The following is a 12,980-nucleotide window of genomic DNA, read 5'->3' as shown; positions in this document are numbered from 1 at the left end:
CCGTCTGCTTCTGACGCACATGCAAACCAGCCCGCCACGGACGGATTACCGATGATCTGATAAGTTCTCCACCTGCTGGACGGAATGGACAGAGTCGGGTACCACTGAACTATGTACGCCCTAACCGTCAAGCCCGGTGAATCAGATTCAACCAGTGTCGAGGAAATACCCGAGCCACGTCCTGCTGATAACGAGTTATTGGTCCGTGGTCTCGCGATCGGTATCTGCGGGACTGACAAAGAGATCGCGGACGGGAAATATGGCTGGGCTCCTGATGGGGAGCAACATCTTGTTTTGGGTCACGAGTCACTGGGACGGGTAGAACAAGCACCCACCGGAAGCGGGTTTTCGGTGGGAGACCTTGTAGCCGGAGTCGTACGCCGCCCGGATCCGGTACCTTGTGGAGCTTGTGCACGCGGGCAATGGGATATGTGCCGCAACGGACGGTACACCGAGCGAGGGATTAAGCAACTCAATGGGTACGGAAGCCAACAGTGGACTGTAGAACCCGAGTTCGCGGTCCGTCTAGATCCGCGGCTGGGGCTAGCTGGGGTTCTGCTGGAACCAACAACAATTGTTGCCAAGGCCTGGGAACAAGTTGAGCGCATTGGCCAGCGCAGCTGGTTTGCCCCGCAGACGGTGTTGGTGACCGGGGCTGGTCCAGTGGGATTGTTGGCGGCGATGATCGGCGTTCAGCAAGGCTTGGATGTCCATGTTTTGGATCAACTCACGGAAGGACCGAAACCGGATCTCGTTCAGGCCCTTGGTGCGACTTACCACACCGGTAGTGTCACGGAGGTCGGCAAACACCATAAACCCGATGTGGTGATTGAAGCGACCGGAGCCGGGCAAGTCATTTTCGATGCCATCGCAGAAACCGGCCCGTACGGCATCGTCTGCCTGACAGGAGTTTCTGGAACGGGCACTCCATTGAAAATTGATGCTGGCCGCATCAACCGTGAGATCGTGTTGGACAACGATGCGATTGTCGGGTCTGTCAACGCCAACCTTGGTCACTACAAGCAGGCTGCCCAGATCCTCGCCAAGGCAGACTTAGGTTGGCTGGAGCGTCTTATCACCAGAAGAATTCCGCTCAAGAAGGCTCCCGAGGCCTTTACCTCTGGCGATCACGAGGTCAAGACCGTGGTTTTGCTCGATGAGGAGGGGTTGTGAGCGATAAACGTATCGAGGACTATGGACTGATCGGTGACCTGCACACCGCCGCCCTGGTAGGACTTGATGGTTCCATAGACTGGTTGTGCCTGCCTCATTTCGATGATCGGGCCTGCTTGGCCGCACTCTTAGACGACGAATCGGCAGGGTATTGGAGTCTTGCCCCGACCGGGCACGCGCGCCTGAGCAGACGTGATTACGATGCTCACAGTCTTGTGCTGCGCACACGCTGGGAATCTACAGATGGGATCGTAGATGTCATCGACTTCATGCCACCGCGAGACGAGGCCGCCAATGTAGTTCGTATTGTCGAAGGTGTCGAAGGACGCGTTCAGATGAGTACCTCGCTGTGTTTGCGGTTTGACTACGGCCGCATCACCCCGTGGATACACGCGGGCAACGACGCACCCGGAACCCCGTGCTCAGAAGAATTCGCGGCGGTTGCCGGGCCAGACGCAGTCTGGGTTCGCACGGATGTGCCGTTGCGCCACGAGGCCGGGACCCTGAATGCAACCTTCGATGTCTCATCAGGTAAGCAGATAGCCTTCGTTCTCACTCATAAGCCCTCCTATTTGCCTCCACCTGCTGCCATCAACGCCCGCCACGCGTTGAAGGAGACCACTCGTTTCTGGTCTCGGTGGATTGATCAGTGCACATACAACGGCCCCTGGAGCCGGGAGGTACATCGTTCGCTGATGCTGCTCAAGGCTCTGACCTACGCACCCACCGGCGGAATTGTTGCGGCGGTGACCACCTCGCTACCTGAACAGCTGGGAGGTAGTCGGAATTGGGACTACCGGTACTGCTGGCTCCGTGATGCGACATTTACCCTCGAGGCTTTGATCAACACGGGCTACACCGACGAGGCGCTGGCCTGGCGGGCATGGTTGGTTCGAGCAGTAGCCGGTGACCCGTCAAAACTGCAGATTATGTACGGGTTGGACGGAACCCAACGCATACCGGAAATGACATTGGACTGGCTCAACGGGTACCAGGGTTCACGACCGGTACGAGTCGGCAACGCAGCTGCGGGACAGCATCAGCTCGATGTGTGGGGAGAGACCCTCGATGGTCTACATCTCGCCCGCGAAGCGGGGCTTCAGGCCAACGATTCCGCCTGGGATCTACAACGTTCGCTCGTCGACTGGATTCAACAGCACTGGCAAGAACCCGACAATGGGCTCTGGGAGATGCGGGGGCCCAAGCAACATTTCGTTCATTCCAAAGTTATGGCTTGGGTCGGAGTCGACCGTGCCATTCGGGCCGTCGAACAGCAAAGACTGCCCGGAGACGTTGCCACCTGGAAACAGTTGGCGCAAGCCATTCATGCCGATATTTGCGCGCATGGCTTCGACCCGAAACGCAATACTTTCACCCAGTTCTACGGTTCCCACGGGCTCGATGCTTCCTTGTTGCTTCTGCCACGAGTTGGGTTCTTGCCCTGGGATGACCCTCGTATTATCGGAACGGTTGAAGCCGTGGCCCAAGAACTCGACAGCGATGGGTTTTTGCTTCGTTATGACAACACCGCGGATGGGAACGCCGATGGATTATCCGGCAGAGAAAATGCGTTCCTGGTCTGTAGCTTCTGGCTGGTAGATGCTTGGCACGGGATCGGTGAGCACCAGCGAGCCGAGCATCTGTTCGAACGTCTTCTGGCATTGCGCAACGACCTGGGACTGTTATCGGAAGAATACGACACCCAAGCACATCGGCACATGGGAAATACCCCGCAAGCGTTTAGTCTTGTCGGGCTGATCAACAGCGCCCAGACTCTAAGCGGCCAGAGCGATCCTCTCATTACTCGAGAGGCATCCCGTTAACGACCATGGTGCCTTGAGAAAGCCCAGGACGTGGCTCCACAGATCATCAAGATGAAAACCGACTGTGCGGGGTCCCACCCGACCGGAGTGAACCTGTTGAGTCAGTGCCCCGCAAGCCGGGACACATCTCGCCACCATAGGGCCCCTCGAGCGTAATCGCTCGAGAGGCCCTATAAAAACATCACGCGATTTATTGACTAATGGAAGTTCGGCATCACTTCGTCTATAAACAGTTGCAGAGAACGCTTCTTGTCCTCATGGGGCATTGAGTTATCCGTCCAGAAGCTGTATTCGTCGTAGCCCATATCTTCATAGGAACGAATTCGTCCTGTGATCTCATCAGGCGTACCAATCATCGCAGTATGATGAAGGGCCTCTGGGTCGAACTCAGGACGCTCGGCGAAATCTTCCTCTGGCATTGGTTCCAGGAATCCGTTCACCGGATCCTTTTTCCCGAAAGACCAGGCGGAAAATGTCCGGTAAAACCGGTTGATCGCTTCCGCGGCAGGCCGCCATCCATCGGGTTCCTCGGAGGGGTGGACGTAGGTGTGCTTGAGCACCATGATTTCCGGCTTCTTCTCCACCTCGGGGTGATTGGCTACTGCAGCGTCGAACTTGTCCTTGAGGTCTTTGACTTCTTCATCCCCCTTCATCAAGGGGGTGACTTGGATATTGCAGCCGTTGGCCACAGCGAAGTCGTGTGTCTCAGGGCTGCGCGCAGCGACCCAGATCGGAGGAGTGGGCTTCTGAACAGGTTTCGGAACGCTGGTCGAGACTGGGAACTGCCATAGTTCGCCGTCATGGACATAGTCGCCCTCCCAGAGTTTACGCACCGCCGGAACAAGCTCACGAAGATATTTACCCCCTTCTGCCCCGGCCATACCGCCAGCTAAACGGTTGAACTCGAACTGGTAGGCCCCACGGGCGATCCCGATCTCAGCTCGCCCGCCGCTGATGACATCAAGCAGAGCGGTTTCCCCAGCAGCCCGAATGGGATTCCAGAAGGGAGCAACGATGGTCCCAGCTCCAAGTCGAATTTTCGAAGTCTTTGCGGCCAGGTATGCCAGTTGGGGCATCGGGCTGGGTGAGATGGTGTATTCCGTGGAATGGTGTTCTCCGATCCATACAGTTTCGAATCCTCCCTCCTCGGCGATTCGCACCAGTTCCACCAAGTTCTTCCAGTGTTCTTCGTGGCTCAGCGATTCGTCCCACCGCTCCATATGGATGAACAGCGAAAAACGCATCTTTCTCCTCCTCTTCTTCTCGGTTCCAGGAACGTCACTGTTCCTGGACATCAGCGATTCTTGGTCTCGACTTCGGCAGGCGATACCGTCAGGTCGGTGCTTGCCGTCCGTTCCGCGATAGTTTGGTTGTTGCGAGACCAGAGCTCGTGGGACACCTCGCGAACAATGACGGTGATGTTTTCCGGCGCGGCGCCGACTGTTGACTCAGCAACGCGGTGCACACCTTCCATCAGTTCCCGCAGTTGTTTCCGACTGCGCCCTTCGGCGATGGAAATATCGATCAGCGGCATTCCTTTACCCCCTCATCACGAACGGGTCCGCGACAGGGCCCTCATCGGTGTTGATCCAGATACTCTTCAGCCGGGTGTATTCATTCATCGATTCGAGACCGTGCTCGACTCCGACGCCAGATTGTTTGAATCCTTCTCGGGGAGACATCGGTGACATGGCCCTGTAGGTGTTCAGCCAAACTGTTCCGGCATCGAGTCTTTGCGACATCCGCATTGCTCGTTGCAGGTTCGAGGTCCACACCCCTGCGGCCAGCCCGTAGTCGGTGTCATTAGCAAGACGCAGGGCCTCTTCCTCGGTCTCAAAAGGCATGATCGCCGCGACTGGGCCAAAGATTTCCTCACGGCAGATCCGCATGTCGTTTGTTGCACCGGTGAGAACCGTCGGAGTAATGAAGTAACCGGGCAGGTCCACCTCGGGGTCTTGGCCACCGTAATGAACTGTGGCCCCTTCATCCGACCCGATATCGATATATGAACGCACCTTCTTGAGCTGATCCTCAAAGGCCAACGGCCCCAATTCGGTTTCATCTTCTAAAGGATCACCGATTTTGATTGTTGATGCCCGTTCGGTGACGCGTTCGACCAACTCGTCGTAGATGCTTCTGTGCGCAAGAACCCGGCTACCAGCGATACAGGTCTGGCCCCCGGCGGCAAATATCCCGGCGATCACACCCATGGCAGCATTAGAAACATCGGCGTCCTCAAAAACAATATTGGGACTCTTCCCGCCCAGCTCCAGTGTGCAGCCGATAAATCGAGCTGCAGCCGACGAAGCGATCGCAGAGCCAGTCCGGGTGGAGCCCGTAAAAGAGATTTTGGCCAGCCTTGGATCATTCACCAGTGCGGCTCCGGCTTCCGCGCCGAAACCTGTTACGACGTTGACGGCCCCGGCGGGGAAACCCGCTTCGTCGGCCAGTTCACCTAGTCGCAGGATGGTTCTAGACGTGTGCTCGCTGGGCTTGATCACCAGCGTGTTTCCAGCTGCCAGCGCCGGAGCCAACTTGGAGACCGTAAGAGTCAGCGGCGAGTTCCAGGGCGTGATTGCTCCCACGACCCCCAGCGGCTCCCGCTGTGTGAAGTTCAATACTTCAGGAGAATTGGTCGGGATCTGAGAACCCTGAACCTTATCGGCCAGGCCGCCGTAGTAGTACAGGTACTCCGGTAAGCTTCTGAGCTGGCCACGCATCTCGCGGTACAGCTTGCCGTTATCTACGCTCTCCAACCGGGCCAGCTCATCAGCGTGTTCGCCGATCACATCGCCCAATCGTCGCAAGAGGTGCCCCCGCTGAGTGGGGGTTTTCCGAGTCCATTCAGGGGAGTTAAACGTTTTGTGGGCTGCCTCTACAGCGGCTCGGACATCGGCCTCGTCGCCGCGTGCTGCCTCGTAGAGTGTTTCCAGGGTTGCGGGGTTGGTACTGGGAAACCATGTCCCGCTGGATGGAGAGTGGTGTTCTCCCCCGATAAAGTGATCGAGACGCTCAGCCATGATGAGCTCCTTCCGCTTCGTTGATGAAATCGTTTAATTCCGCGACAAGTTCTTCAGGGGCCTCCGCGGGAAGCATGTGTCGGACTCCGGCAACGATGCGACGCCGGGCATCGGGTACGACTTCTGCCAACCGGGTGGTCATTTCCGGGGTGGAACCGGTGTCTAGCTCCCCGGTGATAGCCAGAGTGGGCACGGTAATTTTGGGCAGTTCTGGTGCGACGCTTCGGTCCCCACCGGCAAAAACGGCGTATGCATGAAGATAGGACTCGACGTCATTTGCCATCAGCACTTTGAAGGTCCTGTCCCGGCGCAGAGAGCTGATCTCGGTATTGCCCGGAAACCAACGTTGGACCGCTTGTTCCATGCTGGCCCGGAAGTCGTTCCGAGCTGTAGTGAGTCTGTTCTGGACTGCAGCCGCCTCCCCCTGGGTCCTGGAACAAACCGCACTCACGCAGGTCAGTGTCACCAGGCGTTCAGGGTCTCGTGCTGCGATCAACTGGGCGATCAGCGCCCCCAAGGAAAAACCGACGAGGTGGACCGGCTCGTCGGGCATACGTTCAAGAACGTCATCGGCCAGCTCTGCCAACGTCATTGATGACCTCAACGGTGGCTGAGCCCCGTGACCTGGAAGGTCAAGCGCCAAAGTCGGGCGTCTACCCATCTGTTCTTCAACGGCGGACCAGACTGTCCGGTCAAGGCCCACTCCGTGCAGGAGAACCACCGAGGTGCCGTTAGCGGGCTCAGCCATCCGGATCACTGCTCGGATTTCAGTGGCGCCAGTCGTTGCTGCGGGCGTCCTTGGGCAGCACCGGCCAACGCGATCAAGATTTCATCCGGGTGCGGAGCATCCGCGATGCGTACCTCGGTCGTCTGGTGATGCGACCGAATGCTGGCGTCAGTGAAGTGCTTCAGGGGGATATCGAAGACCGCCCCGGAAGGGGCTCGTTTTTCGACTGCGGGCAGCAAGGTGCTCGCTTGAGCAGCATCGCGAAAATGATTGCCGAACTGCAAAGTATGGATCAGGGCCGACCCGTGTTCGATCTCGCCGTTGAGCCCCACGATGGCAGCTTTGCCATAAGCCTCCAGATCTGCACCGAGTGCCTTCATCACTCGCGGTGCCAATTCCGCTCCGAGATCGGAAGCGACAGCTTCGATCCCGTCGGTAAGGTCTTCGACGAATCCCTGACCTTTCCATGGGTTTTCGATAACTGCAGCGACCACGGCCAGACGAGCCGGAGGATCGACAGTTCGTCCTCCCTCACTGGTGATCTCTTCGGTGATAGTAGTGATTTTTCGAATGTTCATGGCAGGATTCCTTTCAGAATTTCGGCGGTAATCGGACGATCAGTTTGCCGGTCGCCCAGGCGCGGGAACGGGCGCGGGCCATTGGCCGCTGCAGCAATGACGCAAATTTCATCTGCCCGAGGAGCATCAGGCAGGTGGATTTCCATCGTCTGATAGTGGTTCCTGGACGTCGCCCGAGTCTTGTGCCACAAGGGAACCCGCAGATCAGAACCTGGGGCAGAACGTCCGTCGGTGAAACAAAGTACCGAGGTACCCTGTAACAATTCGCGGACAATGTTGCCGAAGTACGGAGTATGAATCAGCGCTCCTGCATGCTCGAGCTCGCCATCGATTCCCACCAGAGCGGCTTTACCGAAGGCTTCAATGGTTTCGACGTCGCCCAACGATGAGATGAGCTGGTCCGTGAGTATCTTGCCCAAGACAGGCGCGATGAACTCCGACGCTGCTCCGAGATCGTTTTGGGTCCCTTGTTCGAGCCACGGGTTTTTCACGACCGCGATCGCCGCGGCCTGACTCAAGGGGCGTTGAAGGGGACTTCCGGCTTCGAGACGCAATTCATCGCAAACGGTCGTGAGCGAGCGGAGACCGATCCGAGTCGCTACCTCCCCACCAATAGCTGTCGGTGCCGTGTTAACAGCCATGGCGGCTACTCCTGACGGTAGGCGAGTGTTCTTCCGTGTTGTCCAAGGCACCAGCTTCGGTGAGACGCGGGTAGTCCGTCGGAGCCAACGCTGCTTGGCTCGAAGCACGAACGTGATTGCGCATGGTGAACTCTGCGTCCAAAGCGTCTTTGCGGTTGATGGCCTCGACCACGGCATGGTGCTCATTATCGGAAGCTTTGAGCCGACCGGGCCGAGTCACCGTGTCAACAACAATGCGGTGGTATGCCAACTGGTTCATCAGTCGCTCGTAGGTCTCGTACAACTTCCGGTTATCGGCACCACGTACCAGAGTCCAATGGAATTCGTGGACTAGCTCTGCATACGATTGGCTGTTTCCTTCAGACGCGGCCACGTCTGAGGCCTCTAGGTTGCGTTCAAGTGTCTCGAGCTCAGGGACCCGGCCGCGTCGAGCCATGAGACTGGCAGCTAACCCTTCCAGGGACTCCTTGAGTTCGAATAGTTCAACGATCTCCCGACGCGTCGGTTCTCGCACGAACGTCCCTACGCGGGGCCGAATCTCCACCAGCCCTTCGTTCTGCAACTGCTTGAGGACTTCGCGGATGGGGGTGCGACTGACCCCAAATTCTTCCGCCAGCACGATTTCGGGGATGAGGTCTCCAGGCCCATAACGTCCGTTGATAACTTGACGACGTACCTTCTCCAGCAGAGGGACCTCAACACCTGTGCTTTGCGTTGGGTTTTCCATGGCTTCTTGCATACATGAAATCTATGACTTGCGTTACGTTGCTGTCAAGGGGAAGCAATGTACCGTGATATTCCGCCTTTTTACCCTTGGTTAACCCATCCGAGTTTTTATTCTCTGGGCTACTGGCATGCAACAGGTGATAATCCTCTAGCTTTAGGGTTTATCAGCCTCGGCAAGGTAGCTCATCGTGGCGTCATCAGGTTCACCCGCAGACGGAGGCACCCATAGCGACGCGAGATTACCCTTCTCTGGTCGAACACCCAGTCGCCGACGAGCTGACTCGGCATTAATGCTTGTCTCGTCAGCGGGCCGGACATGTTTCCGCGAAAGGATTCAGTCGGCTCTTCCTGTACTTCGGCAAGTGACGTACGGATTCACCCTGCACATGGAATCTCTTGCCCGCCCTGGGCAAGTATTTGCCCTTCACGGGTGGTCCCCGCGCGCAGCGTGGGAATGATCTTCTGTCCCCTTGTCGGGACCTGCACAGCTGGCCGCGATTTTGGCTCCTTATCCCAACTCTGAGGCTTTGACGATGCGGCACATCGGTGACAGTAGACCGAGGATCGCTAGCGTCTGGTCTTGAACCTCGTCGCTGACTGCTGCGCACGCATCGGAGACCACCGTGACGGAACGACCGGCGTCGACCGCTGCGATGGCCGTTGCCAGCACGCAACAATCGGTCGCGACTCCGGTGAGCAGCATTTCGTGGCCTTCTGGAATGAGCCGAGCCAGTTCAGGCCCCCATTTTCCAAAGGTGGGTTTGTCAATGACAGAGGCATTGTCCGGCAGGCTGAGGGTGATCTCCCATTGGTTATCGTCGGGCGCGAGCCTCATCTGGTGCCAGTAATCGTAGTAGTTATGCCATGTGCCGCGTTCGGCTGGATCGCGGATGAATCGAGTGGCAATCGGTGGTGTTGAAGTGGACTCGATCAGGTCACTGATGACGGGAACGATATTGTCATAGCGCGGAATGCGCCACTGGGTCTCGTCGCGGAAGGCCCGCTGCATGTCGATGATGACAAGTCTCGGCGATAATTTGAGCATGTCAGTTTGTCGTTACTCGTTCCGTCTCCGGCTGTTCTCTCTCTGACCTGACGGCGGTACGTGGCGTGATACGCCGCCCCGATAGCCGCGGCAACGGGTAGGTGAGGAAATAAATGACGATGGCGATCGCGGCTCCGACGTAATAGGTCACGTCACCGATTTGCGGGAATGCCGATGCCACAGGCCCTGTGTAAAGGGAGGATATCCAGAAAGGCGATGATCCTATGACGCCGACCGCCCAGGCTACGAAACCCCATTCGAATTTGCGGGACCTATCAAATAGCTCGGCGATACCCTGTTTGCTGGCCCGTTTGCCGAAGTAGAAGTCGCACATCAGGAGCGCGGCGAAGGGCGCGATGAAATACGCGGTCAGGTTGAGGAAGACTTTGAAGCTGTCGTAAAAGCTGGTCTGACCCCATAACGCGACAAGGTAGGCGGCAACGCAGATGAGTACAACACCGGTCTGGCGTTTAATGGGAATGCCCAAGGTTTGGATCGAGATTGCGCCGCCGTACACATTGAGGAAATTCTGCGAGAACGAGGAGAGCGCAATTGCCCCAAGCCCCGGCAAGGCCCACGGCCCCATCAGAGAGTGCAGTGCCGTGATTGGATCTTCGGATGTCGCCGAGCCAGCAAGGATGACTCCGAGGATGCCCATCCAAGCAATGGTCACGAAACTGCCCAACGCGGTGAAGATACCTGCACCGCGGCGCGTCTCCTTCGTATTTGGCAGATAGCGAGAGTAGTCCGAAGCGAAAGGGAACCAGGCGATGAGAAATGACAGGAAAAAACCGAAGAATATGATCCAGCTACCGCTGCCGGCGAATCCTGGAGCGTCCGGGTTCGTGTGAAGTTGTGTTCCTCCACGTTGCAGGCTGACGATGCTGATGACGAGGAAAGCAAAGAACAGCACGATGGCTAGGATGCGCTGAAGATAGTGGATGAGGTTGTAGCCTACGAACCCGACAGCGAGCTGCAGGACAACAAGGATGAGCGCTGAGGCCCAGAACGGAACATTGGTCAGCTCGGCGATCGCCTTGCCGCCGAGGATGATCGTCGTGGCGGCCCAGCCTATGCCGGCGAAGACGTTAATGTAGGCGACCGGGAACATATTGCCGATGAAACCGAGCGTGCCGCGGGCTTGCATTTGCTGCGGTATCCCGAGGCGGACCCCCATTTTGGAGAGGATTCCCATCAACATGGATCCGACGAAAGCGGCGATGAGGATCGCGGTGATTGAGGCGCTCGTAGACAGGCCCAGACTGCTTGCACTGAATCCAAGAACAATGATGGGGAAGTTCATACCGGCGGCGAACCAGATGAAAAACTGGGAACTGGGCTTTCCGTGCCGTTCGGCCTCGGGAATGTGTTCGATGCCGTACGGTTCAACTTTGGTCAGGCTGTCTCGATATCCCTGGTCGGGGGCCGTGCCGTTTTCATCGATGCGCGCCATTGCGTATCCTTTCAGGTCATTATGGAGACGTCTCGCCGTCGTGTTTAAAGGGCATGAAGGTCGGCGCCGTCGTAAAATCGGCCCGCCTTGTAAACCATTGGTTCAGAGTCAGTTACTTCTGCGTGTCGCACGCGGCAGATGAACATCGTGTGGGTCTTGGCCTGGAAGCGCTCTTTGATCTCGGCTTCAAGTGCAGCGGATGAACCGTCGATAAGTGGCGAACCATGAGGGCCCTCGTGCCAGGTGACGCCCGCGAATTTGTCGACGCCTTTTGACGCAAACGTTGCCAGTGTTTCGCTCTGATCGTTGGCGATGATATTGATGCCGAGATGAGAGGACTTGAACAGGTCCGGATGCGTCGAAGATGTCTTCTGCACACATACGAGAACCAGCGGGGGCTCGAACGAAATCGAGCAATAGGCGTTGCAGGCAAGGCCTTTCGCCATATCCCCGGAGCCGGTGGTTACGACCGTCACGCCCGTTATGAATTTCCGGTTGAATCCTTTGACGGCTTCGTGGTCGGGATCCTCGGCCATGGTGTCGACCACAATTTCGGAATGGGACGGTTCGTGAGCAGCAGAAAGTTGCTTGATCCCGGTATCAGCCAACAACCCTGCGCGGTCCCATGTCACGGTCTCGTGGGTGACAAGGTCGCTCTCGATTTCGAGAATATTGGATCCTCGCGTTACGACGGGAAGATTCGTGGAGGGGGCGTCGAGGCTATCACCCGTATGTGTGCCTCTTGATGTCCAGAAGATGACGGCTTTGCAGTCATTGGCTATGAACTCGTCGATTGTGGTGGTCAGGTCCGGGAAAGCTGCTCGTACGCTACGGATCTCGTCTTTGAGCCCATCCATTGTCATGGATGTGTCGCTCGAGGTGCTGGAGCGTCTGTAGTCGGGCGCCATGATGTCATCGAGGCGGTCTACTTCTCCACGGTCCCATGCTGCTTCCCACGCTTTGCAGATTGCTTCTTGTATCTCCTGTTGCATGGTAGAGACTGTAATCGGGGTCACCAATAGGAGTCAACACCTTGTGCAGAACGGCTTTATTCCCACCATTTCAGGGGTGATGGGAATTTTTAGCCATGACCGTTGATGTCTTGTTGTACACAACATGAGGTTTCATGTATGAATGAACGGTCCGGTCCTCAGTCGTCGAATGACCGCAGTCCGACCATTCCTCGACCGGATCTGTGGCCCCCGGCGCGCCGAGGCCCGCGAGCCTGGCGACACAGACACTGTCCCCCTCCCAGCGGCCGTATTCATTGCCCTGCACCTGGCTCTACTCGTTCTCAATTACGGACAGAGGCCAATTCTCGACACTCTTGCGGTGACGGGCTTTTCACGGAACCGACTGGCATCCACAAGATTTCATCAGCTTGGACCATGCGGAGGCACGCCTCCTGACGCCGGGAATATTGGGTTCTCTCCGATCCATGCCCCACACGCACAACTCCCCGAAACGCCTTGGCGCTTGCGGCAGGATTTCGTACCCCAATCTCCTACGAGCGCGGGAGCCGCGGGACATGTGAGATCAAAATGGTCAGTGAGATTGTCGACCACCGGGATGGCATTCTTTCGGACGACGAACGGGAAGAACCGGGTTTTTGCTTTTCCCGTCTCAACCGGCCCCAGAGCAACGAACTGATCATTATGCCGGTCGACAACGGTCCGGACGCAACCGCCCCTTTCACCGGTTAGACTGGGGAGGCAAGCTCGCGGAGCGTCCGGGATGTTAGCGTCCGACGTGAGACGGCACCGGTTTCCGCGCGCCTGAATACCCCTAACCGCG

At 57.4% G+C, this 12,980-nt stretch carries 13 protein-coding genes; 3 read left to right on the top strand and 10 right to left on the bottom strand.

The features are described from left to right. Nucleotides 1-111 precede the first annotated feature (111 nt). Together EWR20_RS02480 and EWR20_RS02475 are read left to right on the top strand one after the other, a co-directional pair. Nucleotides 112-1,173, top strand: coding sequence for a glucose 1-dehydrogenase (locus tag EWR20_RS02480; protein ID WP_129358672.1), 1,062 nt, complete (start codon nucleotides 112-114; stop codon nucleotides 1,171-1,173). After that, nucleotides 1,170-2,996 carry a glycoside hydrolase family 15 protein gene (locus EWR20_RS02475; protein WP_129358670.1) on the top strand — a complete coding sequence of 609 codons (1,827 nt, stop codon included), beginning with the start codon at nucleotides 1,170-1,172 and terminating at the stop codon, nucleotides 2,994-2,996. The genes EWR20_RS02480 and EWR20_RS02475 overlap by 4 nt, the downstream gene beginning before the upstream one ends. A gap of 197 nt (nucleotides 2,997-3,193) precedes the next feature. Here EWR20_RS02475 and EWR20_RS02470 read toward each other — a convergent pair whose 3' ends face one another. The 10 genes from EWR20_RS02470 to EWR20_RS02425 form a co-directional block, all read right to left on the bottom strand. Beyond that, nucleotides 3,194-4,240 (bottom strand): LLM class flavin-dependent oxidoreductase, encoded by a 1,047-nt coding sequence (locus tag EWR20_RS02470; protein ID WP_129358668.1) that lies wholly within the window; start codon nucleotides 4,238-4,240, stop codon nucleotides 3,194-3,196. Nucleotides 4,241-4,290: 50 nt separating this feature from the next. Continuing rightward, entirely contained in the window at nucleotides 4,291-4,530 is a 240-nt protein-coding gene (locus tag EWR20_RS02465) for a tautomerase family protein (protein WP_129358666.1), read from the bottom strand. Between the two features lie 4 nt (nucleotides 4,531-4,534). Then, nucleotides 4,535-6,016, bottom strand: a complete 1,482-nt coding sequence (locus EWR20_RS02460) for an aldehyde dehydrogenase (RefSeq protein ID WP_129358664.1) — start codon at nucleotides 6,014-6,016, stop codon at nucleotides 4,535-4,537. Next, nucleotides 6,009-6,764: an alpha/beta fold hydrolase gene (locus EWR20_RS02455; protein WP_129358662.1), complete on the bottom strand. Its 756-nt coding sequence runs from the start codon at nucleotides 6,762-6,764 to the stop codon at nucleotides 6,009-6,011. The genes EWR20_RS02460 and EWR20_RS02455 overlap by 8 nt, the downstream gene beginning before the upstream one ends. A 5-nt stretch (nucleotides 6,765-6,769) precedes the next feature. Further along, complete coding sequence (locus EWR20_RS02450) at nucleotides 6,770-7,321, bottom strand: amino acid synthesis family protein (protein ID WP_129358660.1); 552 nt, start codon at nucleotides 7,319-7,321, stop codon at nucleotides 6,770-6,772. Next, nucleotides 7,318-7,962, bottom strand: coding sequence for an amino acid synthesis family protein (locus EWR20_RS02445; protein ID WP_129358658.1), 645 nt, complete (start codon nucleotides 7,960-7,962; stop codon nucleotides 7,318-7,320). The genes EWR20_RS02450 and EWR20_RS02445 overlap by 4 nt, the downstream gene beginning before the upstream one ends. Then, complete coding sequence (locus tag EWR20_RS02440) at nucleotides 7,952-8,701, bottom strand: GntR family transcriptional regulator (protein WP_129358656.1); 750 nt, start codon at nucleotides 8,699-8,701, stop codon at nucleotides 7,952-7,954. The genes EWR20_RS02445 and EWR20_RS02440 overlap by 11 nt, the downstream gene beginning before the upstream one ends. Before the next feature lie 495 nt (nucleotides 8,702-9,196). Continuing rightward, a complete protein-coding gene (locus EWR20_RS02435) occupies nucleotides 9,197-9,733 on the bottom strand; it encodes a cysteine hydrolase family protein (RefSeq protein WP_129358654.1) in 537 nt (178 codons plus the stop codon). A 1-nt stretch (nucleotide 9,734) separates the two neighbouring features. Beyond that, entirely contained in the window at nucleotides 9,735-11,186 is a 1,452-nt protein-coding gene (locus tag EWR20_RS02430; RefSeq protein WP_129358652.1) for a purine-cytosine permease family protein, read from the bottom strand. A 44-nt stretch (nucleotides 11,187-11,230) separates the two neighbouring features. Further along, nucleotides 11,231-12,178, bottom strand: a complete 948-nt coding sequence (locus EWR20_RS02425) for a flavin reductase (RefSeq protein WP_129358650.1) — start codon at nucleotides 12,176-12,178, stop codon at nucleotides 11,231-11,233. A 549-nt stretch (nucleotides 12,179-12,727) separates the two neighbouring features. Here EWR20_RS02425 and EWR20_RS12645 point away from each other — a divergent pair. Then, complete coding sequence (locus EWR20_RS12645) at nucleotides 12,728-12,889, top strand: hypothetical protein (protein WP_165000930.1); 162 nt, start codon at nucleotides 12,728-12,730, stop codon at nucleotides 12,887-12,889. Nucleotides 12,890-12,980: the final 91 nt, after the last annotated feature.

Origin of the sequence: Rothia uropygioeca (genome assembly GCF_004136585.1) — a bacterium.
Lineage (GTDB): Bacteria > Actinomycetota > Actinomycetes > Actinomycetales > Micrococcaceae > Rothia.
Note: the sequence above shows the minus strand (reverse complement) of the source record. Positions and strands in the feature narration are given on the sequence as shown.